19 protein-coding genes are annotated in these 26,202 nt (G+C 63.0%); 9 read left to right on the plus strand and 10 right to left on the minus strand.

All coding sequences use genetic code 11. The features are described 5' to 3' along the window. Positions 1 to 7: 7 nt before the first annotated feature. Positions 8 to 1,003, plus strand: coding sequence for an AAA family ATPase (locus tag M1P90_RS02480; RefSeq protein WP_483701074.1), 996 nt, complete (start codon positions 8 to 10; stop codon positions 1,001 to 1,003). 134 nt (positions 1,004 to 1,137) lie between these two features. Here M1P90_RS02480 and M1P90_RS02485 read toward each other — a convergent pair whose 3' ends face one another. Both M1P90_RS02485 and M1P90_RS02490 read right to left on the minus strand, forming a co-directional pair. Then, positions 1,138 to 1,941, minus strand: coding sequence for a response regulator (locus M1P90_RS02485; protein WP_483701075.1), 804 nt, complete (start codon positions 1,939 to 1,941; stop codon positions 1,138 to 1,140). A gap of 51 nt (positions 1,942 to 1,992) precedes the next feature. Further along, on the minus strand, positions 1,993 to 5,808 hold the full coding sequence (locus M1P90_RS02490) for a HEAT repeat domain-containing protein (RefSeq protein ID WP_483701076.1): 3,816 nt from the start codon (positions 5,806 to 5,808) through the stop codon (positions 1,993 to 1,995). 146 nt (positions 5,809 to 5,954) lie between these two features. On the opposite strand from M1P90_RS02490, the gene M1P90_RS02495 reads away from it, so the two are divergent. Together M1P90_RS02495 and M1P90_RS02500 are read left to right on the plus strand one after the other, a co-directional pair. After that, positions 5,955 to 7,073, plus strand: coding sequence for a tRNA-queuosine alpha-mannosyltransferase domain-containing protein (locus tag M1P90_RS02495; protein ID WP_483701077.1), 1,119 nt, complete (start codon positions 5,955 to 5,957; stop codon positions 7,071 to 7,073). A 195-nt stretch (positions 7,074 to 7,268) separates the two neighbouring features. Next, entirely contained in the window at positions 7,269 to 8,411 is a 1,143-nt protein-coding gene (locus M1P90_RS02500; RefSeq protein ID WP_483701078.1) for a DUF3048 domain-containing protein, read from the plus strand. Between the two features lie 75 nt (positions 8,412 to 8,486). Here M1P90_RS02500 and recR read toward each other — a convergent pair whose 3' ends face one another. From recR to dnaX, 3 genes are all read right to left on the minus strand, one after another. Beyond that, complete coding sequence (recR, locus tag M1P90_RS02505; protein WP_483701079.1) at positions 8,487 to 9,104, minus strand: recombination mediator RecR; 618 nt, start codon at positions 9,102 to 9,104, stop codon at positions 8,487 to 8,489. A gap of 72 nt (positions 9,105 to 9,176) precedes the next feature. After that, positions 9,177 to 9,482, minus strand: a complete 306-nt coding sequence (locus M1P90_RS02510) for a YbaB/EbfC family nucleoid-associated protein (protein ID WP_483701080.1) — start codon at positions 9,480 to 9,482, stop codon at positions 9,177 to 9,179. 10 nt (positions 9,483 to 9,492) lie between these two features. Continuing rightward, positions 9,493 to 11,337, minus strand: coding sequence for a DNA polymerase III subunit gamma/tau (dnaX, locus tag M1P90_RS02515; protein WP_483701081.1), 1,845 nt, complete (start codon positions 11,335 to 11,337; stop codon positions 9,493 to 9,495). 462 nt (positions 11,338 to 11,799) lie between these two features. Between dnaX and uvsE the strand changes: the two genes are divergently transcribed. Both uvsE and M1P90_RS02525 read left to right on the plus strand, forming a co-directional pair. Continuing rightward, a complete protein-coding gene (gene uvsE, locus M1P90_RS02520) occupies positions 11,800 to 12,777 on the plus strand; it encodes a UV DNA damage repair endonuclease UvsE (RefSeq protein WP_483701082.1) in 978 nt (325 codons plus the stop codon). A gap of 347 nt (positions 12,778 to 13,124) precedes the next feature. After that, positions 13,125 to 14,066 (plus strand): DUF4349 domain-containing protein, encoded by a 942-nt coding sequence (locus M1P90_RS02525; protein WP_483701083.1) that lies wholly within the window; start codon positions 13,125 to 13,127, stop codon positions 14,064 to 14,066. Positions 14,067 to 14,176: 110 nt separating this feature from the next. Here the strand turns inward: M1P90_RS02525 and M1P90_RS02530 are convergent, their stop codons facing one another. After that, positions 14,177 to 15,208, minus strand: coding sequence for a class I SAM-dependent methyltransferase (locus M1P90_RS02530; protein WP_483701084.1), 1,032 nt, complete (start codon positions 15,206 to 15,208; stop codon positions 14,177 to 14,179). A gap of 131 nt (positions 15,209 to 15,339) precedes the next feature. On the opposite strand from M1P90_RS02530, the gene zwf reads away from it, so the two are divergent. The 3 genes from zwf (at position 15,340) to M1P90_RS02545 (ending at position 18,322) form a co-directional block, all read left to right on the plus strand. Beyond that, entirely contained in the window at positions 15,340 to 16,881 is a 1,542-nt protein-coding gene (zwf, locus tag M1P90_RS02535; protein WP_483701085.1) for a glucose-6-phosphate dehydrogenase, read from the plus strand. Between the two features lie 137 nt (positions 16,882 to 17,018). Further along, complete coding sequence (locus M1P90_RS02540) at positions 17,019 to 17,204, plus strand: hypothetical protein (protein WP_483701086.1); 186 nt, start codon at positions 17,019 to 17,021, stop codon at positions 17,202 to 17,204. A 356-nt stretch (positions 17,205 to 17,560) separates the two neighbouring features. Continuing rightward, positions 17,561 to 18,322: a class I SAM-dependent methyltransferase gene (locus tag M1P90_RS02545; RefSeq protein WP_483701087.1), complete on the plus strand. Its 762-nt coding sequence runs from the start codon at positions 17,561 to 17,563 to the stop codon at positions 18,320 to 18,322. Between the two features lie 239 nt (positions 18,323 to 18,561). Here the strand turns inward: M1P90_RS02545 and M1P90_RS02550 are convergent, their stop codons facing one another. The 4 genes from M1P90_RS02550 to M1P90_RS02565 form a co-directional block, all read right to left on the minus strand. Beyond that, positions 18,562 to 19,308 (minus strand): hypothetical protein, encoded by a 747-nt coding sequence (locus tag M1P90_RS02550; RefSeq protein WP_483701088.1) that lies wholly within the window; start codon positions 19,306 to 19,308, stop codon positions 18,562 to 18,564. 25 nt (positions 19,309 to 19,333) lie between these two features. Beyond that, positions 19,334 to 20,794: a metallophosphoesterase family protein gene (locus tag M1P90_RS02555; protein WP_483701089.1), complete on the minus strand. Its 1,461-nt coding sequence runs from the start codon at positions 20,792 to 20,794 to the stop codon at positions 19,334 to 19,336. Positions 20,795 to 20,973: 179 nt separating this feature from the next. Further along, positions 20,974 to 22,629, minus strand: a complete 1,656-nt coding sequence (locus M1P90_RS02560; protein WP_483701090.1) for an extracellular solute-binding protein — start codon at positions 22,627 to 22,629, stop codon at positions 20,974 to 20,976. Positions 22,630 to 22,997: 368 nt separating this feature from the next. After that, positions 22,998 to 24,248, minus strand: a complete 1,251-nt coding sequence (locus M1P90_RS02565; RefSeq protein WP_483701091.1) for a lectin-like domain-containing protein — start codon at positions 24,246 to 24,248, stop codon at positions 22,998 to 23,000. A gap of 402 nt (positions 24,249 to 24,650) precedes the next feature. Here M1P90_RS02565 and M1P90_RS02570 point away from each other — a divergent pair, with 402 nt between their 5' ends. Beyond that, the gene (locus M1P90_RS02570; RefSeq protein ID WP_483701092.1) at positions 24,651 to 26,189 is read left to right on the plus strand and encodes a ComEC/Rec2 family competence protein; all 1,539 of its coding nucleotides are present in this window, start codon (positions 24,651 to 24,653) and stop codon (positions 26,187 to 26,189) included. Positions 26,190 to 26,202: the final 13 nt, after the last annotated feature.

The following is a 26,202-nucleotide window of genomic DNA, read 5'->3' on the forward strand; positions in this document are numbered from 1 at the left end:
AAGCAACATGGAAATAATCAACCCATTTACCGAGCGCGGGCGCATCACCAGTCCCGAGCGGTTCGTTGGGCGCTGGAGCGAGCTTGGCCTGATTTTTGAGCGGATCGAAGCGGGCCGGCCGGTGCTGATCAGCGGCACGCCAGGCATTGGCGTTTCGTCCCTGCTGACGCACCTGACGCAGGCGGCGGCGGTGAACCTGGAAACCCCCGAGCTGCGCGCCTACTACCTCGATATTGCGCTGGCCGCCGACGCCGCGCAGATCTACGAAACGCTGGCTGGCTCGCTTGGGCAGCGCGGCGACACGCTGGCGGCGCTGGAGCTGGCGCTGGTGGCAGTGGATGACCCGGTGCTGGTGTGCCTCGACAACGCGCAGGCCGCGCTGGCGGCTGGCTGGGGCGCGGCGCTGCTCGAGGCGCTGGCGCGCGTGGTGCGCGGCGGGCAGTTTCTGCTGGTGGTTGGCATGCGCGGCGCGGCGCCGCCGCTGAGCGAACGCTTTGCAATGCTGAAACTTGGCGCGTTTGCGCAAACCGAAGTGCGCCTGCTGACCGAAACCTACCTGGACGGTACGGGCGTGAGCTTTTCGCCCGGGGAAACGCGCGAGATCATCGAGCTGAGCGCCGCGCACCCGGCCTATGTGCAGCGGGCCGCATTCTACCTGTTTCAGAGCAAAACCGGCGGCAGCCCCGACTGGCAGGCGGCTTTCCGTGCCGAGGTGCGCGAGCGGCCCGTGCCGGGCGCGCCGCTGCCACCGGCGGTGTTTCAGGGCGGCGCGCTCACGGGCGTGGCGCAATCGAGCTATGGCGGGGCTGCCGAAGGCGCGCAGGCGAAAGGTGCGCCGCCACAGCACGCCCTGCCCGAGATCGCCGGGCTGGCTGGCGTGGCAGTGGGCCTCGTTGCTTTTCTGGTGGTTTTTCTGCTGAGCCGAAGCTGGCTGATCGCGCTGCTGGCGGGAATTGTGGGCCTGGTGGTGATGGCGCTGCAGTTGCGCAGGCGTCGGCGCTAGAGCAGGAGTCAGGAGTTAGGAGACAAGTAGCCAGAATATTCTTGGCTTCCTGAAACAGATGACGCACGACTCGCTATGAATCTCCTTTCATAGTGTGTCGTGCGTCGTTTTTATGGTGCTGCGGGTATCAGGCGCTACAAGAAGTAGAGCCCGCACATCACTGCTACCACCAGCATCGCCACAATGGCATAGCGCGCGATGGCGTAGGGCCGTAGCTGCGCCTGCGCCTGCCCATACAATGGCGTAAGGTCGAGGTGCAGGTAGTCGCCGTAGGTTGCCAGCGTGCGGCGCAGCTCGCGGCGCGGAATGTATTCCCAGTTTTCTCGCTCGATCGCCTGCAGGAATTCCCAGCGGATTTTGCAGTCGCGCTCGGCCTGATGCAGCGTAATTCGGTTTGAAAGCCGGGCAGATTGCACCTGAATGCCGCTGCGTGCTGCTGGCACCGGCTGTGCCGGCACGGCGGCTGTGGCTGGTGGTGGCGCTCCTGCGTCGAGGGTGGGTGGGCGTGGCGACGAGGCCGCCGCCACGGGCAGCGGCTCGGGGCGCGGCGCGCTGGCTGCGGGCGCTGGGTTGGCGCTGGCGCGGCGCAGCACCGACTCGATGCGCGCGTGGAGCTGGGCCATGCTGAACGGCTTGGTCAGGTAATCGTCGGCGCCAGCGCTCAGCCCATACACCACATCCGCGTCGGCGCTCTTAGCGGTGAGCATAACGATTGGCACGCTTGAGCAGGAGCGGATCTGGCGGCACACTTCCCAGCCGCTGATTTGCGGCATCATCACATCGAGAATGACGAGGTCGGGCCGGTCGAGCATGAAGCGCTGGAGCGCGAGCAGGCCGTTCTGCAAATATGTCACCCGGTAGCCAAAGCCCGAAAGCTGGTATAGCAATAGTTTGCCGATCGCTGGCTCATCGTCAACGACCAAAATATGTGGAGCCATTGCAATCTTCCTCTACCCTCTGCGCAGGCAGGCTACGCATCTCCATAGGTGCTACTGGTACAGCATATGCAGCGCAGTGTCGCGAATCACCGACGGCTGCCGCTCGTCGTAGGCGAGCTGCCCGATTGCAACCCAGCCAGCCAGCGTATCGAGCCGGCAGACTGCCGCAATGCAGCGCAGCCGGATGACCAGTTGAGCGTTGGCGTCCTGGGCCAGCGAGATCAGCGTGGGCGCGGCTTCCTGCCAGCGCAGCTTGCCAAGCGACTCGGCCGCCAGCGCGCGCAGCTGCGGTTCGTCGTCGCTTTGCAGCAGCTCGTGGAGCATGGGCGCGGCGGCAATATCGCCAGCCAGGTATTCGAGCAGGCGCAGGCGCAGCGCCGTGGGCCATGATCGCTCGATCAGGAGCGCGCGCAGTTCGTCGGGTGGCGTGTCGGCGTCGAGCAGGGCTTCGAGCGCCAGCAGGCGGAAAGGCAGCGCGCCCTGCTGCAAGTAGGTGCGCAGCAGCGGGCGATACTCGCTGCCGCCGAGCTTCAGCAGCGCGCCGACCGCTTGCAGACGCAGGGCGTGGTCGGTGTTCGGCTGCTGGCTGAGCTGCACAAGCTTGGGCGACACGCTCACGTCGCCGATGTCGGCCAGCGCGTCGATGGCGGCCTGGGCCACGCTGCTGTTCGGGTCGTCGAAATATTGCAGCATGAGCGACAAGGCATCATGGTCGTGGGCACGGCCAAGTGTGCGCAGCGCGCCGGCGAGCAGTGGCGTGGGCTGGCGCTCGATGCGGAGCAGGTCGCGCATGGTTCGGCAGCCTTCGGGGCTGAGCGTGCTGGGCAGGTAGTCGGCCGCCATGCCGCGCAGGGTCATATCTTCCTGCGGGTCGCTGGCGATGCGCAGCAGGATCGTTTCGGTGGTTGGGTCGTTCAGCAGGCCGAGGCCGAGAATGGCCTGCCCGCGCAGATGCGTGTCGCTGGCCGGGTCGTCGGCAAGCTGGCGCAGCAGCGGCAGGGCGCTAAACACGTGCCGTTGCCCAAGCCCTTCGGCCAGCGCGCCACGCGTAAAGGTGTCGAGCGCCGGGTTCATCAGTGCGCGTGCCATCAGCGCTTCGCCGCCAGGGTGGCCGGCCAGGTGCTGCACCACCAGCCAGCGCGTGAGCGAGCTGAGTTCATTAGCTTCAAGCAGGTAGCCCAGCATGTCGGTTGAATCGGGGCCGTCGAGATCGGCCAGCGCGGCGATCAGGTCGGCGGTCGCGCCGCCAGCCGTGTCGTCGAGCAAGGTTGCCAGCAGCGCGGCGCGCGCGGTGTTGCCGCCAATGGCGATCAGCGCCTGCGCCGCCGCGAGCCGCACCCGGTCGGCCTCGCCATCGAGAAACTCGCCAAGCGAGCTGGGCCGCGCGTCGGGCGTAAGCGCGTGCGCCATGGCCGATGCAAGCTGCTCGATCATGCGCGGCGGGATGGCGCTGTTGTCGAGGCAGTTTTCGGCTGGCAGTTGCAGCAGGCGTGGCGTGAGGCCGCGGTGCAGGCGCTCGGTGGCCCCGGCACCCAGCAGCTGCGAGAGCGTGTCGCTGGCCTGCACATCGCCAAGCTCGCCAAGCGCGTGAATCGCCGCCAGCGAAAGCTGTGTGTCGTGGATGCTGCGCTCAAGCAGGGCCAGCAGTGGCGCGGTGGCTTCGGGGTTGCGCAGCCGCCCCAGGCCAATGCAGCAGCTTTCGATCAGCAGGTGCGCGGCCGGCGGTAGCTCGAGCAGGCGCACGAGATCGCGCAGGGCGGGCTGGTAGCCGGCTGCGCCCAGGCTGCGCGCCACGGCAGCGCGAATGACCTCGGCAATGTCTTTGCGATTGAGCAGCAGGTGTAGCTCGGCGTGGCCGGGCTGGTGTTTTTCCAGCTGCTCGATCGCGCGCTTTCGGGCGATCAGCGGCAGGCGCGGGTCGGTGGCGCACTGGGCGAGCTGGTGGGCCACGCCGTTGCTGGGGCTGTCGCCCAGCGCTTCGATTGCGGCCATGCGCAGTTCCCAGCTGGCCGAGCGATCCACGGCGGTGCGGCCCCAGGCAATAACGGCGCGCTCGGGGCCAAGGCTGCCCAGCGCGCTCAGCGCGGCCTGGCGAATATGCGGGTCGCTCGCCTCGGCGGCGCGCTCAAGCGTGCCCACTGCGGTTGGCAGGCCCGTGCTGGCGATCACATTGATTGCGGCAACCCGCAGTGCCGGCTCAAGCCGCTGGTCTTCAATAAATGGCGTGGCAATGCGCAAAATGCGCACTGGCTCGCCAATGCGCTCAAGCGCCAGCAGGCCACCGCGCGCGAGCACGGCGTCGAGCATTGGTCGCTGCTCGGCGGGGTGCAGGGCGTGAAGCGAGATCCAGCGCGCCAGCACGGCTTCGTTGGCATTAATCGGTGTGGAGATCGGCAGGCGCAGCTCGACTTTGCCCAGCAGGTGCTCGATCAGCTCCCAGCCAAAGTCGAGTGGCGCGCTGTTGCTTAGCGCAAGGTTCAGCATCTGCGTGTTTGCCAGCGCGGGCGGCAGCAGGTTGAACAGGCGCATCAGGAAGGTGGGCGCGCTGGCTTCGGCTGCCAGGGCGGTGTTGATCGCCGCCTCAAGCGCGCCGCCGTTCTCGTGCAGCAGCGCGGTGGCCTGCTCGCGGGTTTGGTCGGCTGCATTGCCAACGAGCTGCGCCAGGCCCGCAATCACGCGCAGCGTCCACGCGCTGTTCGCCGGGGCGCGTTCGCGCAGGCAGCGGCCAAGCAGCAGCATGTAGGGCGGGTCGCTGAGCGCGCGATTCCAAAGCTGCTCGTACAATGGCGAAGGGTCGTCGAGCATGGTGGCGAGCAGCAGCGCCAGTTCGCGCTGTTCGTCGGGCGAAACCAGCTCGATCAGGTCGAGGCGCTGTTCGGCGGCAAGCTGGCGCGCAGCCAGGTAGCGGCGGATCTGCGGGTGGTAGAAGCGATAGCGCCCAGCGCTGTCTTTTGCCACCAACGTGTTAGCAGGCTGCACGGTGGGCGGCTCGTCGTAGGCGGCGAGAAGCTGCAGAGCGGCAATCGGCGGCGAGTCGCTCAGGTCGGCAGGCGTGATGCCAACCGCCAGACTGAGCGCCATGGCGTACAGCTCAGCGCGCGACGCGGGCAGGCCCATGCGCGGCGCCACCCACGCCAGCAGCGCGATCTCGAACAGGCGCGCGCCAAGCGGGTGCAGCGCGTGGAATGGGGCCAGCGCGCTATCGAGCACGGCGCGGTGCTGCGGCGGGGCCAGGTGCTCGACCCACGACGTCAGAATCGCGGGCGTGACGGGCGCAATGCGCAATGGGTGATACCCGGCCCATTCCGGCTCGCTGGCGCTCACCGACACAATCAGTGTGCTGAGCGAATCGGGCACGGTGCGGCGCTGGAGCGCGATTCGCCACACATACTGGCGATCGTCGGGCAGTTCGTCAAGCCCATAGATCAGCGCGATACTCGGGCGCTCGCCCGGCGACGCCTCGGCGGATTGTGGGCGCCAGAAAGCCAGGCGTGGCGGCTGGGCGGTGGGCGGCGGGTTCAGGCTGGCGATCTGCAGGTTGAGAATGCGGTCGGGCGCGCTTACGCCATCGTCAACCAGCGCCAGGTCGACAAGCATGGGTAGCTGCGATACACTGCTTGCCATGCGAACCGCGCACTGCATCAGCGCCAGCCGCCGCCCGCTGCCGGTTGGGCCGGCAATCGTCACGTGCGTATGCTCGCGCAAGCAGGCATCGAGCTTGCACGGTGTTCCGTCGGTGTCGGTTAGCTCAAGCGGCAGATCTGCCAGGGCCGGCAGATGCTGCAGCAGGCGGTGCGTGCTGAATGTGGCGGCAAGCGCTCGGCGGTAGGCCAGCATTGCTGGGGCCTGGCGAGCTCGATCGTTCATGTGTAATACAGCCATCAGGTAGCTCCATGCGCGACTGCACAGGTTGCGTGCATGGACATGGTAGCTGTGTCGTACCACTTGCGACAAGCTATCGAAATTACATCGCCATTACACTGACTTTGCGATTGTTTCACAACCGGGGGCGTATGCGTATTCTGCTCCTCAATCCATTCCATAGTGGCTCACATGCCGCAGTTGCCGAAGGTTTCCGCGCGCACAGCCGCCACGAAGTCACCCTGCTGGCGCTTTCGGCGGCGGGCGGCTGGCGCTGGCGCATGCGTGGCGCGGCGATTACGCTGGCCCGGCAGCTGCGCGCCCACATGCAGGCCGATCCGCGCCCGTTCGATCTGGTGCTGACGACCGATATGCTCGACCTTGCGACATTTCTGGGTCTTGCGCGCGATCTGCTGGGCGCGACGCCAGTGTCGCTCTACTTTCACGAAAATCAGCTTACCTACCCGCTGCCCGCTGGCCGCCAGCGCGACCTGGCCTTTCCCTGGATCAACTACACCAGCGCGCTCGCCGCCGATGCCGTGCTGTTCAATTCGGCCTTTCACCAGCGCGCCTTTCTGGAAGCGCTGCCCACGCTGCCTGGCCGCTACCACGACCACCAGGAGCTTGATCTGCTCGACATAATTGCTGCAAGGGCGCAGGTACTGCCGCCCGGCATCGATCTGCGGCGGCTCGATCTGCCCGAGAACGATGCTCAGCTTTCACATTCGGGCGTCCCGCTCATTGTGTGGAACAGCCGCTGGGAGTACGACAAAGGGCCGGAGGCGTTTTTTGCGGCGCTGCGTGCGCTGGCCGAAACCGGGCGCGACTTTCGCGTGGCCGCGCTGGGCGAGCATGTCGATCCGAACGAGCCGAACTTCCTGGCTGCCCGAGAATGGCTGGGTGATCGCGTGCTGGCGTGGGGCTACGCGCCCGATCTGGCGAGCTACCGCGCGTGGCTGTGGCGTGCCGACATTGTGGTGAGCTGCGCGGTGCAGGAATTTTTTGGCATCAGTGTGATCGAGGCGATGTACTGCGGCTGCATGCCGATTCTGCCGCGCCGCCTGAGCTACCCCGAGCTGCTGCCCGCCGCCTTGCACGCCCGCTGCCTGTACGATGATCACGCAAGCCTGGTGGCGCAGCTTGCAGCGGCGCTGGACGATCTGCCCAACCTGCCGCGTGAGAATTTCCGCAATATCGCGGCGCGCTACGACTGGCACGCGCTCGCGCCCGCCTACGACGCGCTTTTCGAGCAAGTGGCCGCGCGCGAGTGAGCGCCCAAGGCCATGTCAAGGTTGGAAAAGCGAGCGACCTCTATCCACAGATTACGCAGATTACACAGATATAAGGCCTCTAATCTGCGTAATCTGCGTAATCTGTGGATGGATTTAGGCCCTGGTAACAGCCATGGCGGCAGCCTGTGGTACAATGCGCGCCGACAACCCACTCCGTTCACTGAAGGAGCCGTGATGCTCAACCGCATGCTTCTGCGCCCGCTTGTGCTGGCGCTGTTTGGCGCGATTTTGCTCGCTGCCTGTGGTGGCACGCCCGCCGCCCCCGCGCCAACCCAGGCGCCGGCCGCCACTGCCGCGCCAACGGCTGCGCCCGCGCCAACAGCCGTTCCGCCCACTGCCGCGCCAACGGTTGCGCCAACCGCCGCGCCGACAGCGGAGCCCACCGCCGAACCAAACCCCAGCGTTGACCCGATCACCGGCGCGGTGGGGCTGGCGCGTGGCAGCGTCACGCATCGCCCGGCAATCGTGATGATCGACAACCACCCCGATGCCTACCCGCAGAGTGGGCTTGATCACGCGGCGGTGGTGTTCGAGGCACTGGCCGAGTTTGGCGTCACGCGCTTTATGGCGGTATTTGTGCCCGGCCTCACGCCCGACGCCGCCAAAATTGGGCCGGTGCGCAGCACGCGCCTGTACTTCGCGCAGTGGGCAATGGGCTTTCACGCACTGTATGGTCACGCGGGTGGGTCGCCGCAGGGCCTGGAGCTGGTGGAAAGCACCGACGAGCTGGTGAACCTCGACGCGTTGCACAAGGACGCTGGCGGGTATTATGCCCGCGCCGCCGACCGCGATGCGCCGCATAATCTGTACACCAGCAGCCAGCAGCTTGCCCGCGCCGCCGCCGATTTCTCCGTGGCCGAGTTCGTTGACCCAACGATTGGCTTTCTGTTCAAAACCGACGCCGCCGAGAATCTGCGCCCGCAGGAGCAAACGCTCAACTACTATTTCATCTACAAGGAAGATGACGCCGGCTGGCTCTACGACCGCAAAACGAATGGCTACTTGCGTTTGCGGCGTGGCAAGGCCGCCCGCGATGCCGAAAGCGGCAAGCAGCTCTGGACAAAAAATGTCGTGGTGATGGAAGTTTCTGAGCAGCGCATCGCCGACGACCCCAAGGGGCGGATCGAGCAGGCGGTGGTGGGCAGCGGGCGCGCGCGTGTGTTTAGCGATGGCATTGAGCGCGAGGTGACGTGGCAGAAAGATGCCGCTGCCGGCCCGCTCGGCTTTTTCGACGCCGACGGCAGCGAGATCAAGCTGAACGCCGGGCCGGTCTGGATCGTTGCGGTGCCGTCGCTGGATAACCTGACGGTGGAGTAGCGGGGTGAATGTTGAATGTTGAGTGTTGAGTGCTAAGTTGAAAACTCAACACTCAACACTTTACATTCAGCATTCCTAAAGCTCGCGCCGGCCGTCGAGCGCCGAGCCAAGCGTAGACGGATCGGCCCACTCGAGGTCGCCGCCGGTTGGCAGGCCGCGCGCCAAACGCGTGACCTTTACGCCCAGCGGGGCCAGGGCGCGGTGCAGGTGGAACGAAGTCGCCTCGCCTTCGAGGTTGGGGTTGGTGGCGAGCAACACTTCGTCGATCTGCTCGCTGCGCACGCGATCCACCAGCTCGTCAAAGCGGATGTCTTCGCGGTTCATGCCTTCCAGCGGGGCAATGCGCCCGTGCAGCACGTGGTACACGCCGCGCCACGCACTGGTGCGCTCAATCGCCAGCACGTCCAGCGGTTCTTCCACCACGCAGATGCGCGCCTGATCACGCGATTCATTGCTGCAAATCAGGCATGGGTCGCTGACGGTGATGTTGAAGCAGCGCGAGCAGTAGCGCACATTGTCTTTCAGGCTGGCAAGCGCCTCGGCCAGCGCGTGGGCCTGCTCGTCGGGGGCGCGCAGCAGGAAGAAGACCAGCCGCGACGCCGTTTTCGGGCCAATGCCCGGCAGGCGGCTGAACTCTTCCATGAGCCGCGCCACTGGCTCGATCAGCCCTTGTTGTTCGAAACCGTTTGTCATAGTAATGTTGAGTTTTGAATTTTGAGTGTTGAGTTTTTCACTCAACACTCAAAATTCAACATTCAAAACTTTCTAGAACAGCCCCGGCATCTTCATGCCCTGCGTCAGCGGGCCCATGCGCTGCTCGGCCAGCGCCTGCGCCTTGGTGTTCGCGTCTTTGATCGCGGTCAGAATCAGGTCCTGCAGCGTCTCGACATCCTCGGGGTCCACAACTTCGGGCGCGATTTTCACGCCCTGCACCTCGCGGTGGCCGTTCATCGTCACGCTGACATAGCTGCCGGCGGTGCCTTCGACCGTTTCTTTGCCAAGCTCTTCCTGAATCTTGGCCATCTGCTTTTGCATCTGCTGAGCCATCTGCTGAAGCTGGCGCGGGTTCATAGCTACTCCTTTAGTGTTGCTCGACATCAATGATGTCGGCATCGAAAATATTGATCGCGGCTTTTACGTGCGGGTCTTTGCGGCTGTTGCGAATCTGCTCGCGGCGCATGTTCGGGCTTTCGCGGTTCTGGGCCTCGGCCACGCAGCTAATGCGGTAGTTCGCGCCAACGAACTTGCTGAGCACCAGCTCGATCACGCGGCGCGCTTTCTGCTCCTCGATGCGCTTGACCTGCCACTCGTTCTTGACCTCGAAGACAATCACGTCGTCCTTGATGTCGATGGGGCGGACGCCGCCGCTGCTGGTGAGCAGCACGAACAGCGTGCGGTCGCGGGCCTTGATGCCTTGCAGAACGTCTTCCCAGTGCGTTTCAATGCGCTCCAGCAGCTCGGCGGCGGCATTGTCCGACGCAATTGCGCCCATGTCGGGCGCGGGCGTGTGGCTGGCGGCAACCGGCGCGGGTGGCGCTTGTGGCGCGGGCGCGCTTGGGCGTGGCTGGTAGCCTGTGTCGGGCGGGCCTTCGAGCTCGTAGGCGTCGATTGGCGGCTCGGGCATGGATGGTGGCCCCGACTCGGCGGGCGGCGCGCTGTAGGCTTCAATTGGCGGCTCGGGCTGGCGCTGTGGGGCAGGCGCAGAAACCGGGCGCGGCGCGGGCGCTTGCGCAACTGGCTGCGGAGCTGGCGCTTGTGGCGCGGGCGCGCTTGGGCGCGGCGCTGCGGGCTGTGGCGCAGGCGTTGCGGCGCGTGGCTGCGGGGCGACGCGAGCGGCCGGCGCGGGCGCGGCCAGCGATTCTACCACTGCCAGCTCCAGCGGAAGCTGGCCGTAGGCGCTGGTGCGCAGCTGCTGGTCGAGGCCGCTGAACAGCTTCACCCAGCCAAGCAGCGCGCCCAGATCGGCGGCAGCCGTCTGGCGGCGCAGCATGGCCAGGTCGTCGTCGGTCGTGTCGAGCAGCGCCGGGTCGCCGCCAGCCTTCATCAGCATCAGGGCACGCAGGCGCTCGACCACATCGCGCGTGAACTGGCGCAGGTCGGCCCCTTGCTCGGCCACGCCATTGAGCGCGCGCAGTGCGTTGCTCAGGTCGGACGCGATCAGCGCGTCGGTCAGGGCGGTGACCTCCTGGGCCTCGCTGGCACCCAGCAGGCCGCGCACCTGCGCCAGCGTAATCGTTCCGCTGCCATAGGCCATGAGTTGATCGAGCACGCTTAGCGCGTCGCGCATGGAGCCGGTGGCGGCGCGGGCAATCGCTTCGGCCACGCCCGCTTCCAGCGCAATACCTTCCTCGGCGGCAACGGCATGCAGGTGCTCGGTCGTCGCGCCAACGGTGTGGCGGCTGAAGGTGAAGCGCTGGCAGCGCGACAGGATGGTGGCCGGGACTTTATGATTTTCGGTGGTGGCTAGAATAAACAGCGCGTGGCCGGGCGGCTCTTCCAGCGTTTTCAGCAGCGCGTTGAAGGCCGCCGTCGAGAGCATATGCACTTCGTCGATGATATAAACCTTGTACGCGCCGCTGGTGGGCCGGAACTGCACGCGCTCAATGATTTCGCGCGCATCTTCGACGCTGGTGTGCGAGGCCGCGTCCATCTCAATCACGTCGACGGCGCGCCCCTCGGCAATCGCCCGGCACGAATCGCACTCGCCGCAGGGCCGCTGCTCGGCTGGCGCGGTGCAATTGACGGCCTTAGCGAGCAGGCGCGCCACCGTGGTTTTGCCCACGCCGCGCGGCCCGGTAAACAGGTAGGCATGCGCAATTCGCCCCTCGGCGATGGCGTTGCGCAGGGTTTGGACGATATGTTCCTGGCCGACAAGCTCGCCAAAAGTCTGCGAGCGATAGCGGCGATAAAGCGCTTGGGAAGCCATGTGTCTCTCTCGGATGCGTTTGCACCGGGCATTATACCCTACGGCACTAGCCCCCGCAAGCACAGATTTGCGAATCCCACGACGATGGACGAACGACGACCGACCACCAGAGAGTTAACCGCAAAGAACGCAAAGGGCGCAGAGAGTTGAAAGTCGCAGGTTGTCAGGTGGTAAGCATAGCCGGGGCGTATCGCATACGCCTGCGGTTGCAGGTTGTCAGGTTGCAGGTTGTCAGGTGGTAAGCATAGCCGGGGCGTATCGCATACGCCTGCGGTTGCAGGTTGCGGTTCAACGGTTCTGCCAACTTAACTTTCAAAACTCAACGCTCAATATTTGCCAACCTGCAACGTGCAAACATTCAACCTGCAACTCCTCACGGTATGCGCCGTGCTACTCAGCCCTATGCATCCGTGCCGCGCCGCTGCGCCGTATGCCACACAGCCAAGCTGGAAAGGAAGCACCATGCGCCTGGGATTCGCCGTGAAAGTAATGGCACGGCCCGATCTGCCCTCGAACGACGCGCGCCGCTGGCAGAACAGCCCGCACCTGCGCGTCAGCCTGCAATATCTCGCAGCGATCTTCGATTATCTGGAGCAGGCCGGCATTCATATGTACCGCATCAGCTCCGACCTCGCGCCCTACCTCACGCACCCCGATCTGCCGCAGTTCCACAACCAGATCGACGAGTGCGCGGCCGAGCTGGCGGCGCTGGGCGAGCGCGCCCGCGCACAGGGCCTGCGCCTCTCCTTCCATCCCTCGCAGTATATCCTGCTCAATAGCCCCGACGCCGCGCTGGTCGAGAAAAGCATTGCCGACCTCAAGGCGCAGTCCGAGCTGCTCGACGCGATGGGGCTTGGCCCGGAGGCCGTGGTGGTGACGCATGTTGGCGGGGTGTATGGCGACACGCTCAGCGGGCGCGAGCGCTGGGTCGAAACCTATGCGCGCCTGCCTGAGGTCGTGCGGCGGCGGCTGGTGCTCGAAAACGACGACAATCGCTACGATGTGGCCGATATTCTTTGGATTAACGAGCGCTGTGGCGTGCCGCTGGTGTTCGACAACCTCCACCACTGGTGCCTCAACCGCGCCGGGCTCGATACCCACGCAGCCTTAGCGAACTGTCTGCAAACCTGGCCCACAGGTGTGCGCCCGAAGATTCACTACAGCTCGCCGCGCACCGAGCTGCGCACGCTGGAGCGGCGGAACAAAACCACCGGCAAAATCGAGCGCGTGCAGGCCCCGCCGATCTGGTCGGGCCACGCCGACTACCTGAACCCCTTCGAGTTTATCACCTTTCTGCGCGGCGCGGCCAGCCTGCCCGATTTCGACATCATGATCGAGAGCAAGCTCAAAGACGTCTCGCTGCTGCAACTGCGCGCCGACCTGCAACGCTACGCGCCCGACGTAGCTGCGCGCTTTGCCGAAGATATGGTATTGGCCTAAGCCACAGAGCGCACAGAGAACACCGAGCGAGAAAAGTTCGGTGTTCTCTGTATTCTTGCCCACTGAATCTTCCTCCCTCCATGCCCCCGTGCCTCCGTGGTTTTTTCTCTTCTCCCCTTCGTGTCTTCGCGCCTTCGTGGTTCCGTTTTCCTTTGCCCTCCGTGCCTTCGCGCCTTCGTGGTTTCGTTTCCTCTGCCCTCCGTGCCTTCGTGCCTCCGTGGTTCGCCTCCCCTCCATTCGTGTCTTCGCGCCTTCGTGGTTTCGTTTTCCTTCGAACGGAACTGCCACAGCCATTCGCGCGTCATGGGTGCAACGACGTTTGAACACAAACTCTCAAGGAGCACATCATGAACCGCGTACGAATCATTGCTCTGCTGGCGCTCGCGCTGATCCTGTCCGCATGTGGCGGCTCGCCTGCGGCAGCGCCTTCCACGGCCGCCGAAATGCCTGCCCAGGGTGCGGCCGCCCCGGCAGCAAGCGGCGGCGGCGCCAACGCGCTGGAGTCGTATGATGCCAAACCGCCGGCCGCGCCCGGCGAGCCCGCCGCGCAGGGCCAGGATGGCGCGCAGAACATCGAGCGCCTGGTGATCAAAACTGCCGACCTCGCGCTGCAGGTGGAAAGCGCGCGCGAGGCCGAGGCCAAGCTGCGGGCGCTCGTCAGCCAGTTGGGCGGCTATGTCGTCAAGGTTGAGACCACTGGTGCCGACGCCGACATGACCTCGCGCGTGACGTTCCGTGTGCCGGCCGCCCGCTTCGACGAGGCGCTGGCGGGCGCGCAGGGCCTGGCAACCAAGCTGCTTTCGCGCACTGTCAGCGGCGACGACGTGACCGAGGAGTTTGTGGACCTCAGCTCGCGGCTGCGCAACCTTGAGGCCACGCGCGACCGCCTGCTGACCTTTTTGGAGAAGGCCGAGAATGTCGAAGACGCGCTGAAGGTGAACGAGTCGCTCACGCAGATTCAGGGCCAGATCGAGCAGCTCAAGGGTCGCCAGCAGTTTCTGCAGCAGAGCGCCGCGCTTTCGACGATCACCGCGTTCCTGTCGCCGGTGCCGGTCACGCCCATCCTGACCGAAGAAGGCTGGCAGCCCGCCACCGTCGCGCGCCGCGCCCTGCGCGGCCTGGTCGAGTTTGGGCAGGGCATTGCGGAGCTGCTGATTGTGCTGGTGATTTGGGCGCCTGTGTGGCTGCCGCTCCTGCTGGCCGGCTGGTGGCTGCTGCGCCGTGTTCGCCGCCCGCGCCGCCAGCCGGTTGCCACGCCGCCCTCGAACCCTGAATACTCTGGAAAATAAATTTCCTTACACTCAGCTTCCTGGAAGCTTGCCCGTTGTATGAAATAACGTATTTTCCAGAGTACTGAAGCGGCCTAATTGGCGCAGTGAGTCTGGGCACAGCAAGGAGCTTACGGGCCACCCTTGCTGTGCTCTTTTTGTGCGCGCCGACGGTCTGCCAGCCACCCCAGCAGGCGCATGACCCGGCCATTTTCAAGACGCTGAATAAGCGTTTCGCAGTGCTGGATGTGAAGGTTCTTGCTAGCAAGAAGCTGTTCATACGCTGCGATCATGTGGTTTTGTTGGTCGAGTTGCAGGTGTTGGCGTTCGAGTTCCTGAGCTTGTTGTATAACCAGTGCAGCGAGATCGTTAGTCATCGGATCAGGAGTGGTGCGCGTGAACGAACCATCGACATACTGCATGGGCGCGCCACGAGGCGGAAGTTGTTCTTCACGTAGCGGCTGCTGCAGCACGAAAATAGCGGTAAGTGTTGGCACTTCGGCCAGATCCTCCAGCGGGACGGGCGTAATACTCCAGGCCGAACTTGGCACGACCTCAGGAAGTGGTAGATTGAAATCGAGCACCTGGCCGGGCTGGCCTAACCAGTGGCTGTAATACTTCACGTCGGCAAAATACTGCTGAAAACAGGCATCCCACTGGCGCGGCGACCAAATGTTGACATGAAAGGGATTGATAAGGTTTGCAGCGCGCAAGTAGGTGGTAGTAATGGGTGGCACTGCGATGATCATGGTGCCGTTTTTTGTGAGCAGCCTCACCGCAGTGTGCAGAAACGCGGCAATATCGGCGACATGCTCCAGCACATTCGACGAAAAGATCACATCAAACGAACTATCGGCAAAACCGTGAATCGCTGCCAAATCCATTGCGTGAAAACGCAGGTTGGGCCGTTGGAAATGCGCCTGACTGAATGCCACTGCGCCGGTGTCAAGTTCAATGCCATCAACCGAGTGGGCTCCATGATCGGCTAAATCGGCCGCGCCATAGCCAGTGCCCGAGCCGGCATCAAGAACCTTGCAACCCTGGCACCAGGGGCGGGCAAATTCATAAATAGAAAGATGGGCCTGAAAACACGAATCGTTAACGAGCGGCGAGACGCGCTCGCCATCGGTAAGTGGGGCTGGCTCCCGAGATGCAGCTGCCATACTCGTCCTGTCATTAGTTTTTGCGTGCTGTATTATACGTGCCGGATGCGGTGCCGGTCAATCAGTGCACACGCTCCACTGGCATATGGAATGCTATACTTACGGCGATACAACCGTAGATGGAGCCTGTTATGGAATCATCAATCCACCCTGGGCCAACAATTCTGGTGATCTTTGGCGCGGGCGGCGACCTGACATGGCGCAAGCTGGTGCCGGCCTTATATAACCTGTATGTTGATCGCTGGCTGCCCGAGCAGTTTGCGGTCATTGGGCTCGACCTCAAGCCCATGAGCGACGACGACTTTCGCACGCACCTGCGCGACGGCACCGACCAGTTTTCGCGGCGCGGCAAAACCGACCCGGCCGCGTGGGACGGGTTCGCGGCACGTTTCGCGCTCAGCGCCGCCGATTTTGCCGACCCGGCCGCCTACAAGGCGCTGGCCGAGCGCATCGATGCGCAAGAAAAGCAGTGGAATGCCCCGGCCACGCATGTCTACTACCTCGCCACCCCGCCCACGCTGATGAAAACCATTGCCGAAAATCTTGCGCAGGCTGGCCTCGCCGCCGACCGCGCGCGCAACCGCGTAGTGTTCGAAAAACCCTTCGGCCACGACCTCGCCTCGGCGCGCGATCTCGACGGCGCGCTCAACACCATTTTCGACGAGCGCCAGATCTTCCGCATCGACCACTACCTGGGCAAGGAAACCGTGCAGAACATTCTGGCTTTTCGCTTTGCTAACGCCTTTTTTGAGCCAATGTGGGATCGCCGCTATATCGACCATGTGCAGATTTCGGTGGCGGAAGAAGTTGGTGTCGAGCATCGCGGCGGTTACTACGACCATGCCGGCGCGCTGCGCGACATGATTCAGAATCACCTCCTGCAACTGCTCTGCCTGATCGCCATGGAGCCGCCGGTTTCGTTCGAGGCCGAGGAGATCCGCAATAAGAAGCTCGATGTGCTGCATGCCGTGCGACCAATTCTGCCCGATCAGGTGGATCGTGTGGCGGTGCGCGGGCAGTATGGCGCGGGCCGTATTGCGGGCAAGCCAGTGGCGGCCTACCGCGCCGAGCCGGGTGTCGCGCCCGATTCGCGCACTGAAACCTACGCCGCGCTGAAGCTGTATGTCGATAACTGGCGCTGGCAGGATGTTCCCTTCTACATGCGCACCGGCAAGCGCCTGCCCGAGCGAACCTCGGAAATCATCATCCAGCTGCGCCCGGCGCCGCACCAGTCCTTCCCCAGCGGGGTGGTGGGTGAATGGCAGCCCAACCGCATTGTCATCAACATCCAGCCGGCCGAAGGTATTCTGCTGCGCTTCCAGGCCAAGCAGCCCGGCCTGAATATGCGGCTGGGGCCGGAGGACATGCGCTTCACCTACAAAGAAGCCTTCGACACCGAGTCGCCCGAAGCCTACGAAACCCTGCTGCTTGACGTCATGCAAGGCGACGCGACCCTGTTTATGCGCGCCGACCAGGTCGAGGCGGCGTGGACGATTGTGATGCCGGTGCTGGAGCACTGGGCGGTCGACAAGCCAAGCGAGTTTCCAAACTACGCGGCCGGGAGCTGGGGGCCTGAAGCGGCTGAGCAGCTGCTTGCCGCCGACTCGCGGCGCTGGCTGCTGCCCACCTTCGCTTCACGCGACCCCGACGCGCCAGATACGCCCGACGCTTGATTCTAATGCTGCGCTAGTAGCCAATTGGCGGCGAGCGTGCTATAATAGCAATCGACATCGGCAGGGGGCGCTCAGCGTGGTATTCCTACCGTGTCGTATCTAATCTGAAATGCTCAAGAACGGAGCGAAGCACAACAATGGCTGAGAAGAAATCAAAGACCGACGTTACCGCGCGCGATAAGAGCGGCCGCGCAACCGACCACAGCTGCAACAACTGTGGGCAGCAGATCATGAACGACCGCGATATGGTCGTTGTGATGGATGGCCGCCGCCGCAACAAGACCTACCATCACCGCGCATGCCTGCAGAAGGCGATTGCGTAGGTCGCACCCATCCCGATGTTTAGCACACGGCTCGCTCGCAAGAGCGGGTCGTGTGCTATATACGACTCATCTGCATTTTTCTTTTTACCACTGCAAAGCCGAAAATGTCATAGCTGCCCGGTGATACGCCCCGTATCACTGAATTGTTAATTGACAAACCGGCGGCAAATGCCTACACTCTCCATACATTAATCTCCTCATTGCTGCCACTACAATCGAAGACAGCCAAACGGTCCACAGCTCACTGCAATTCGTGAGGGGTGGCTGGTGAATGCGCTGCACGCGGCACTCTGCCGGCTCAGCGCGGGCGGATTGTGGTGAGGGTGTGCCTGCGGCCGCGCATGAAAGGGTGCCGCATGACACTCAAAGAAATCTACCAGGTCGAAACCAACAAATGGGATGCGATTGCTGACGGGCCGCGCGGGCGGATTAATTCGTTTGCCCCGCAGGAAACGTTCGAAACGTATGCGCGTGGCCGCCAGCAGCTGCGCGGAATTGTGCAGTTTCTTGGCGATTTGCGCGGCAAGCATGTGCTTGAGTATGGCTGTGGCCTGGGGCACGTTTCCACCCTGCTGGTGCGGAGCGGCGCGAAAGTCACCAGCTTCGATCTGTCGCGGCGCAGCGTGGATGTCGCAACCCGCCGCATCGAGCGCAACAACCCCGGAGTCGAGGCCAGCATAGCCGTTGCTGCTGGCGAAACCATCCCCTTTGCCGACGAAACGTTTGATATTGTGTTTGGCAAGGCAATTCTGCATCACCTCGATGTGGCGATTGGCGCGCCCGACCTGTATCGCGTGCTGAAGCCCGGCGGCAAGGCGGTGTTCAGCGAGCCGATGGGCATGAACCCGGTGCTGAATTTCGTGCGCGACTATGTGTGGTACCCGAAGAAAACGCCGCGCGGCGCGGATGTGCCGCTTTCCTATGAGGAGATCGAGGCGTGGGGCGCGCGCTTTCGCGAGTATCACTACCAGGAAGTCGAGCTGCTGAGCATGGTTGAGCGTGGCTTTGGCTTCAACCGTAAATTCCCTAAGCTGCGCCGCACCGACGATTTCCTGCTGGAAAACGTGCCCGCGCTGCGCCGCTACTGCCGCTATGTGGTGATGTTTATGGTGAAATAATTAGGATTTTCGCTCAGACAGAATTTACGCCTGCGGTGGGCAAGGAAGTCTCTCTTTTCTTGTCACTTTTTTGCGCTGTAGCGCAAAAAAGTGACAAGAAACTGATGCAGGGCATCGCTGCAAGCGAAAGCCCTGATACTATCAACTCCGTTGTTTCTGGTGTTGCGCCCGGCGAAGCTAGGGCGGTATCAGCATTGTGGTAACTAACCCCATCCCCCAACCCCTGCTCTGAAAACGCGTTAGAGCGGGTCGCCCAGCTCGTTGCCGACATAATATGCGCCGACCAGGCTCTTGTTGGCTTCCTGCTCGTAGTATTCGTACCACCACTTCGCCGCCTGCCAGATCGCCTCGGGGCAGCTCGAACGGCTTTCCAGGCCAGGTGTCAGGTCGAAGCCTACCGCGCCAAAGACGATCTCCAGCATGGCAGCGGCGGGAATGCCCAGGCCGTCGTAGAGCGGGTTGCAGTTGCCCGCGCCCACGCCCCACACAAAGCCCAGCCAGCGCAAAATCAGCTCCAGCGAGTCGAGCACCGGGCGCTGCTGCCGAAAGCGGTTCAGCGCATCGGCGATTTGCGCTTGCGGCACAGCAATGCGCAATAACGCAATATTCGGGTAGTCGCGCGCGCTGCGGTAGTGGTCAATGCGGTTTTGCTGCACGCCATTCGTGGGCGGCGGGAAGCCAAAGCCAGCCGGCGGATCGAGCGAGATTTCGAACACCGACGTTTTGGCGAAGGGCTTCGCGACTGGCCCCAGCAGCATCGCGTGCGACCAGTGGCTCGGGCGCATGTCGTGGCGGATGTGCGATTGCGCCACACGCAGCCGGAATGAGGCAATGTCCGAGCCGCCCACCAGCACGATCTGGCTGATCTCCTCGCTGTCGAGAATATTGCGCTCCAGCCAGGTCAGGTTACTTTCGCGGCGGCCGCGCGCATCTTCCTTGAAGAGCGTATTCGGGTGGGTCGCGTTCGAGCGGAGAATGCTAATCATTGGTTCTTCTCACACTGTTCTGCTTCTACGAAAGTCGCAGGCGAAACGGGCCGAGCACAACTGGCTGGCGGGTGGTAGTCCCGAGGCTCAGCGGGTAGTAGGTCACGCGCAGGTCGAGTCCGCCGCCGCTCTGGCGGAAGCTGAGCATGGCGACATGGTTGCCGCGCTGCATGTGGGTGGTTGGGTCGACCGTTGCGAAGCGGTTGGCGGCCACCTGGCTGGCGAAATAGGCCGGTGGGCGCTTGGGGTCGGGGTGGCGCGGCCAGGGGTCGGGCGTGCCGCCGAACCAGCGGCTGATTGCCGAGCGCGCGCCGGCAATCTGATCGGCCACGGGCATTGCCACCAGCGAGGCCGGCGAGGCGATGATCTCGCGCAGGGCAATGCGCCCGCTCACCTGATCGCGCACTTCGGTCATGCGGCCCCAGTGTACGTCGCCCGTCAGGCACAGCACATCGCGCCCGGCGTCGATCAGGCGGGTAAGCGCGCGCACCACAGCGGCATAATCGCCATAGTTAGTCAGCTCGTAGTCGGCCACCGCGCCGGTGAGCAGGCTGGCTGGCTCGGCAAGCAGCGTTTGGCCCGAAACGAACACGCCATACAGCTTCTGGTCGATCACATGCTGCACCCAGGCGTCTAGCTCGCCCAGCTCGGCGGGCGAAAACGTGCCGTGCAGATCGCGGTCGCGATTGGTGCGGCCATCGGCCAGGAAGAACGAGAGCGGCGCAATGTCGAGCGTATGCGCGCTGCCCAGCGGCTCAGCGTAGCTGTGCTGAAAGGCGCTGTACATTGCCTGTGCCGCGCGCTGCCAGCTGTCGCGCCCGCCAGCCGTCCAGGTGTTGCTGATATATGGCGCAGTGCTGGGGTAGTTGTTCCAGTACTCGTGGTCGTCGGGGATGAGCAGGCTCGGCGCGGCGGCCAGGATGCGGGCGTAGCCTTCTGGGCCAAGCCAGTTGCGCCGGTAGTCGGCTTCGAATTTCTCGGCCAGGGCGGCGGCGCTGCTGGGGAAAATGAAGTGCGTGGGCAGATCGAGGTAGACCTGGTCGCCCATCAGCAGGGTCATGTGGGGCTGCGACGCGCCGCCAAGCTGCGAGACGACCGTGCCCGCCACGCCGCCAACATCTTCGGGCTGGTAGAAACACGAGATGATCAGGACGTTGAACCACTGGTCGAGCAGGTTTGGCACGGCGGCGGGCATGGTGCGAAACACCTGGCTGCGCCGCTCGTTGCCAGCCTGCAAGGTGATCGTGTAGCGCGTGTCGGGCGTCAGGTTGCGGAATTCATACATGCCCGTGAATGCACGCGTTGCGCCCGCTGGCGGTGCAAGATCGCCACTGCGCGCAGGGGCCAGCGCATGGAGCGCGGCTGGCACGCGCACTGCGCCGTCGAGCTGCCACCCAAGCGCGGGCGGATCGGCTGCGCCAAACACACCCACCCACAGACGCAGCCGGTCGCTGGCCGCAGCGCGCTGGTAGATCACAAGATCCATAACGCCCCTTGGTGAGTTGGCAGGTTACAGGTTTGCAGGCGTATGCGATACGCCCCGGCTGCAACCTGCAACCTGCAACCTGATAACCTGCAACCTGATAACCTGCAACCTGATAACCTGATAACCTGCAAACCTGCAACCTGATAACCTGCAACCTGATAACCTGCAAACCCGCAAATCTAAAAATAGCGGCTGAGGTTGTCGAAGATCTGCCCAACATCGCCGGTGCTGCCCTTCACCAGAATGGTGCGCGAGAAATCGACGATTCCTTGCAGCGTGTTGGCGGCCTCGCTCTGGTCGCTGGTATTGCCATACGCCACTGGGAAGATGCTGATGCCGCTTTCGTCGAACGTGTTCTTGAGCTGGTCGAAAGTGGTGCGGCTGGCGTTCTCCGCGCCGTCAGTGAGCAGCACAATCGCCTTGATGCGCTCGTCGCTTTCTTCGGGCAGGGCATCGAGCGCCTGCTTGGCGGCGAGAAGCGAGTCGTAAATGGCGGTTTTGCCCTGCGGGCGCAGGCGCTGGATGGCGTCGCTCAGCGCGATACGGTTGTCGCCCAGCGGCGCGGGCTGCACCTCGACTTTGGCGGTGCTGGAGAAGGAAACCAGGCCGATGCGATCTTCGGGCAGAATGCGCTGCAAAAAGGTTTCAAGGCCGGCCTTGGCCTGATCGAGCTTGCCATCTTCGTCCATGGAGCCCGAAACATCGACCACCAGAATCACGTCGGCGCGCTTGCGGTTCTGCGCCCAGGTTTGCTTGGCGGCCACAATCACATCGGCGGGCGGGAAGGGCAGCACATTCTGCACGCCCTGCGGCTGCACGCCAAACGCCGCGCTGATCGGGTCGGCCAGCGGGACATCGACATTGGCCGGGCGGAAACCAAAGCTCATTGCCAGCTTCTGGCTGTCGGGCGTGAGCAGGAAGTTGAAGAACTGATCGGCGGCCTGGCGCTCGTCGGTAGTGGCGCTCGCCATCACAATAAACGGGTCGTCGTGGTAGAAGGTGCCTTCTTTCGGGTAGATTGCCACCAGCGGCACCTGCGGGTTTTTGTTCTTGTTGAAGTCGATCAGCGTGACTTCTTCCATTGGGAAGGCCGAAATGTACGACATGCCGAATTTCTGCATGTTGTCGCTGAACACCAGTGTGTTGTAGCCATAGTGCTTGATCGCCTTGCCCAGATCGCGAATGAACTGCGTGCTCGTGTCGCTCTGAATGTCGGCGATGCTCAGGTCGCGCTGCTTGCCGGAAGACGCGTAGAACTCGGCCAGCAGCGTTGAAAGCGCCGAGGTGCTGATCTCAGGGTCGGTGTGGCCCCACGAGAAGCGGCCCCATTCGGGGTGGCCGAATTTCCCCCAGCCCTGCGGGTCGTTGGTTAGCTCCAGCAGGTCGGCCCAGCCGATTGGCTTGTTTGGGTAGCCCATCGCCTCGGCCATTGGCTTCCACATCGATATTACCACCGGCGTGAGCACCAGCGCGCGGTTAGAAACCGCAATATTGGGGTTGCTGGCTTCCTGCTTCAGCACTTCGAGCCATGTCGAGGCCGAAGGCGACCAAATCGTTGGCTTGAGCTGGCCGTTTTTGATCTCGGTGCGCGCGGCGCCGCTTGATTTATTCACGCCCTCAACGAAAACCACCTGCCCGTTGATCTTGGTGTTGCTCGCATTAAACGCGCTGATACGCTCGGTCAGCCAGCCTTCTTTCTCGGGGCTGTAGGCAATGCCGATCTTGAGCGCGTTGCTGGGGGCTTCGGGCGTGCCGTTTGCGCTGGTGCTGCCGCCGCCGGGCAGGCTGCAGGCCACCAGCAGAAGCGCGAAAAGCATGATCGAAATTTTGCGCATGGGCAAACTCCTCAAATTAGTCTGATGGGCGCGCAGAATGGCTAAGCTACCGGCATCTTATCATGAAATTGGCGGCGTGGGCAGGTGCTGCGGTGCATAGCCAGGGCCATGTCAAAGTCCCAAAATTCATCCACAGATTACGCAGATTGCGCAGATTATAATTCCATATCTGTGTAATCTGCGTAATCTGTGGATAGATCTCGTTCTTGTTCCAACTGTGACATGGCCTTGGCGCATAGCTGTGCGCCGTTCCGGGCGCAGCGGGCGCGCTTCACTATACTACGAAATGCGGCAGCGATTGTTTCAGGGGCGGAAATACAACAAGGCCCCCAGCATTGCTGAGAGCCCTGGTATGCGGTAGGTGAGAGTTACTTGTCGATAGTGACGCAGGGGGCAGGTGGGGCCGGGCAGTTACGAATCACTGGGAAGTACATCTGCTCGGCCGGGATGAGCTGAACCGTCGTCGTGCCGAACGCGCCGCCCTGCGCGGTGCCGCGCACCACCGCCGGCCCGGCAACATGCCCGGTCAGCAGCACGCTGGCGCTTCCGCTGGCATTGGTGATTGCACTTGCCGGGCTCAGCTTGCCGCTGCTGGTGGTGAAAGTCACCGTCTGGCCGGCCATAACCGCGCCATTCGAATCGCGCACAACCGCCGTTACCACCGAGCTTTGCACGCCATTGTTCTTGATCGTGGCTGGCGCGGCGCCCAGCGCCACTGAAGCCGCCGCAGAGGTGTAGGTGTTCGTCGACGTGTCGATCGGCTGGTAGTTGTTATGGAAGAAGAACGACTGCACGTCGTGGTTCTCATACGCGCCGCCAGTGCCGCCCGTGAAGCCCACAAAGGCATCGGGGCCGATATCATTTGCCAGGTTGCGCGTCGCCGTCATCACAAGCTGCGCAGCGGCGCGATTGTTTGCGGTGTTCATACGCACTTCGAGCGCATTCGTCGCGCCGTTGTAATCGACCCACACGTGCCAGGTGTTGTTCGCCAGGGCGCCGGGCGCTGGGGCCGTCTGCACCGAGTGAACGTCGCCGTTGATATCCAGGCCGATGTGGTTGGCATCGGGGTCGGCAATGCCGTCTTCGACGTTCTTCCAGGTGTCGAACTCAATGCCAACGCTGGGCATAATGCCTTTGTAGCCGAGGCCGCCGCCCGACGATGTCACATCATTCGCCTGGGTCTGGATGGTGAACACAATGCCGTCGGCAGGCGGAACCGAGCCCTGCGAAAACTGCAGCACAAAATACGAGCTAAACGACCGCTTGTTGGCCAGTGAGATGCGGTTCTTGAAGAAGGCGCTGCCGTTCTGCTGGGCGACTGCTGGCGTCAGACGGATGGCGCTGCCAACCAGCTGCGACGCGCCATTGAGCTTCCATACCCCAATATTTGCATTGTTAAATGAGGGGAATGCTGCTGTAATCGTTAAGTTGGCGGCCGACGCATTGGAAGCGCCAATTGATACTAAGAGGACAAGAGTACTGATAATAGATATAAAGCGCGCAGATATAAAGCGTCGCTGCCAAAAACTCGATTTCGATGGGCGCATGTTTCCTCCAATACTATAGACGGTTTCTTCTGTAAAAATAGTAAGGATTAAAGAATGGTAAACTCCTTTCATATCAAAAGAATGTATAAATAACAAGGAAATAGTAAAATTTTGGGTATGATCAATCTGGCCATGATGTGTTGGCTTAATGAAAGACGTAAAAATATTGTATAGCTGATATGATGCCTTTGAAATATTCTATTAAATACCTATGTATAAGTAATACTAGCTGAATCCGTTATTCTGGTCAAATGAATATTTATTTAAATAAGACGATGTAAATATGACTTTTGGGCTAAATTATATTACTAAATAGTAATCAGGAAACGAGGAAACGTAGTATCTGCTTATACGTATAGCTCTTTCCGCAGCCATATACGCTACGCATTACCAAAATGGCACCTAGGCAGACGTACCTGCGAATCATTGCTCGCGGTTCATCTACGATGAATGGCCGTAGAGTAAGGTGCTGCAATGTCGCTCATTTTTCTTGCGCTGGCCTGGATGTTGGGCCTGGTGATTGCCGACCTTTATACACTGCCCGCTGGCGTGCTGGCACTGCTTGCGCTTGGCAGCGCGCTGCTGGCTGGCCTGTTTGGCCGGGCACCCCGGTTGCGCCTGGTGGCGCTGGCGCTGTGCTGCATGGCGCTGGCCGGGGCGCGGCTGGCGTGGGCCGAGGCGGTTGCCACACCGCAGAGCGTATGGCTGCTGAACGAGCGCGGCGACATAGTGGTGGAAGGCGTGGTGATCGATGACCCGCGCCGCACGGCCGATGGGCAGCGCATGACGCTTCGGGTGGGGCGGGCGCAGGTGCAGGGGCGCTGGCAGGCCGCAGAAGGGCTGGTGCTCGCCACGCTGCCCGCCTATCCCGAGTGGCATTATGGCGATCGGCTGCGCCTGCACGGTATGCTCAGCACACCCCGCGAGGCCGAGCGCGCTGGCCAGTTCGACTACCGGCAATACCTGGTGCGCAAGCACATTTTCAGCATTATGAAGCCGCAGAGCGTGCAGGCTGTGGCCAGCAGCACGCTCACTCCCTGGCGTTTCCTGCTCGATCTGCGCGACCGCGCCCGGCGCGTGCTGCTGCGCGAGCTGCCCGAGCCACAGGCGTCGCTGGCAGTTGGCATCCTGCTGGGCCTGCAATCGACCATCCCCGACGATGTCAGCGCCGATTTTTCGGCCACTGGCACATCGCACATTCTGGTCATATCGGGCTGGAATATTTCGATCATCGCCGCCGCGCTATACCGCCTGGCGGAAACATTCAAGCTCGCGAAGCGGCGCGCTTTCTGGCCGATCCTTGCCACGATCTGGCTCTACACCCTGTTTGTCGGCGCGACGCCAACCGTGATACGCGCGGCAGTGATGGGCACGATTGTGGTGGTGGGGCAGCGGCTCGAGCGCCCGGCCCACGCCTGGACGACACTCTTCGCGGCGTGCTGGGCAATGACGCTGTGGGATCCGCAGACGCTGTGGGATCTGGGCTTTCAGCTGAGCGCGCTGGCCACGGCCTCGCTGTTTGCGTTTGGCAAGGGCACCGAGGCGCTGCTGATGCGCACCCCTCTGCGCGTGAGCTGGCTCGGCTGGGCGCGCGAGGCGCTTACGGCCACGCTGGCGGCGCAGGTGCTGGCCTTGCCGCTCATCCTTTACCAGTTTGGCAACCTGAGCGTGATCGCGCCACTGGCGAATGTGGTGCTGCTGCCGGTGGTACCATACGCCATGCTGTTTGGCGCGCTGGCTTTGCTGGCAGGGATGCTCTACCTGCCGCTCGGGCAAGGGCTGGCGCTGGTGGCTTACCTGTTCCTCGCCTGGCTCACTGAAGGCGCGCGCTGGTTTGCGCGCGTGCCGGGCGCGGCGATGCAACTGCCGCCTTTTCCGCTCTGGGTGCTGCTGGCCTACTACGCAATTGTTCTCGGTGGGTGGCTGTGGGGCATGGGGCCGCAGCAAGGGCCGTGGCTGCCGGGCGCGTTTGGCAAGGAGGCGACGGCGCTGGCGGCAATGGAGAGCCAGTGACGGCACCGCTGGA

The sequence above is a fragment of the Kouleothrix sp. 19917 genome (assembly GCF_057073505.1).

What these genes read in the sequence shown, in the direction of transcription:
- M1P90_RS02545 (WP_483701087.1), top strand. Translation starts at nt 17,561, where the DNA reads ATGACACTCAAAGAAATCTACCAGGTCGAAACCAACAAATGGGATGCG.
- M1P90_RS02555 (WP_483701089.1), bottom strand. Translation starts at nt 20,794, where the DNA reads ATGGATCTTGTGATCTACCAGCGCGCTGCGGCCAGCGACCGGCTGCGT.
- M1P90_RS02485 (WP_483701075.1), bottom strand. Translation starts at nt 1,941, where the DNA reads ATGGCTCCACATATTTTGGTCGTTGACGATGAGCCAGCGATCGGCAAA.
- M1P90_RS02570 (WP_483701092.1), top strand. Translation starts at nt 24,651, where the DNA reads ATGTCGCTCATTTTTCTTGCGCTGGCCTGGATGTTGGGCCTGGTGATT.
- M1P90_RS02495 (WP_483701077.1), top strand. Translation starts at nt 5,955, where the DNA reads ATGCGTATTCTGCTCCTCAATCCATTCCATAGTGGCTCACATGCCGCA.
- M1P90_RS02500 (WP_483701078.1), top strand. Translation starts at nt 7,269, where the DNA reads ATGCTCAACCGCATGCTTCTGCGCCCGCTTGTGCTGGCGCTGTTTGGC.
- M1P90_RS02550 (WP_483701088.1), bottom strand. Translation starts at nt 19,308, where the DNA reads ATGATTAGCATTCTCCGCTCGAACGCGACCCACCCGAATACGCTCTTC.
- M1P90_RS02565 (WP_483701091.1), bottom strand. Translation starts at nt 24,248, where the DNA reads ATGAAAGGAGTTTACCATTCTTTAATCCTTACTATTTTTACAGAAGAA.
- M1P90_RS02540 (WP_483701086.1), top strand. Translation starts at nt 17,019, where the DNA reads ATGGCTGAGAAGAAATCAAAGACCGACGTTACCGCGCGCGATAAGAGC.
- M1P90_RS02525 (WP_483701083.1), top strand. Translation starts at nt 13,125, where the DNA reads ATGAACCGCGTACGAATCATTGCTCTGCTGGCGCTCGCGCTGATCCTG.
- M1P90_RS02510 (WP_483701080.1), bottom strand. Translation starts at nt 9,482, where the DNA reads ATGAACCCGCGCCAGCTTCAGCAGATGGCTCAGCAGATGCAAAAGCAG.
- dnaX (WP_483701081.1), bottom strand. Translation starts at nt 11,337, where the DNA reads ATGGCTTCCCAAGCGCTTTATCGCCGCTATCGCTCGCAGACTTTTGGC.
- recR (WP_483701079.1), bottom strand. Translation starts at nt 9,104, where the DNA reads ATGACAAACGGTTTCGAACAACAAGGGCTGATCGAGCCAGTGGCGCGG.
- M1P90_RS02480 (WP_483701074.1), top strand. Translation starts at nt 8, where the DNA reads ATGGAAATAATCAACCCATTTACCGAGCGCGGGCGCATCACCAGTCCC.
- M1P90_RS02490 (WP_483701076.1), bottom strand. Translation starts at nt 5,808, where the DNA reads ATGAACGATCGAGCTCGCCAGGCCCCAGCAATGCTGGCCTACCGCCGA.
- M1P90_RS02530 (WP_483701084.1), bottom strand. Translation starts at nt 15,208, where the DNA reads ATGGCAGCTGCATCTCGGGAGCCAGCCCCACTTACCGATGGCGAGCGC.
- uvsE (WP_483701082.1), top strand. Translation starts at nt 11,800, where the DNA reads ATGCGCCTGGGATTCGCCGTGAAAGTAATGGCACGGCCCGATCTGCCC.
- M1P90_RS02560 (WP_483701090.1), bottom strand. Translation starts at nt 22,629, where the DNA reads ATGCGCAAAATTTCGATCATGCTTTTCGCGCTTCTGCTGGTGGCCTGC.
- zwf (WP_483701085.1), top strand. Translation starts at nt 15,340, where the DNA reads ATGGAATCATCAATCCACCCTGGGCCAACAATTCTGGTGATCTTTGGC.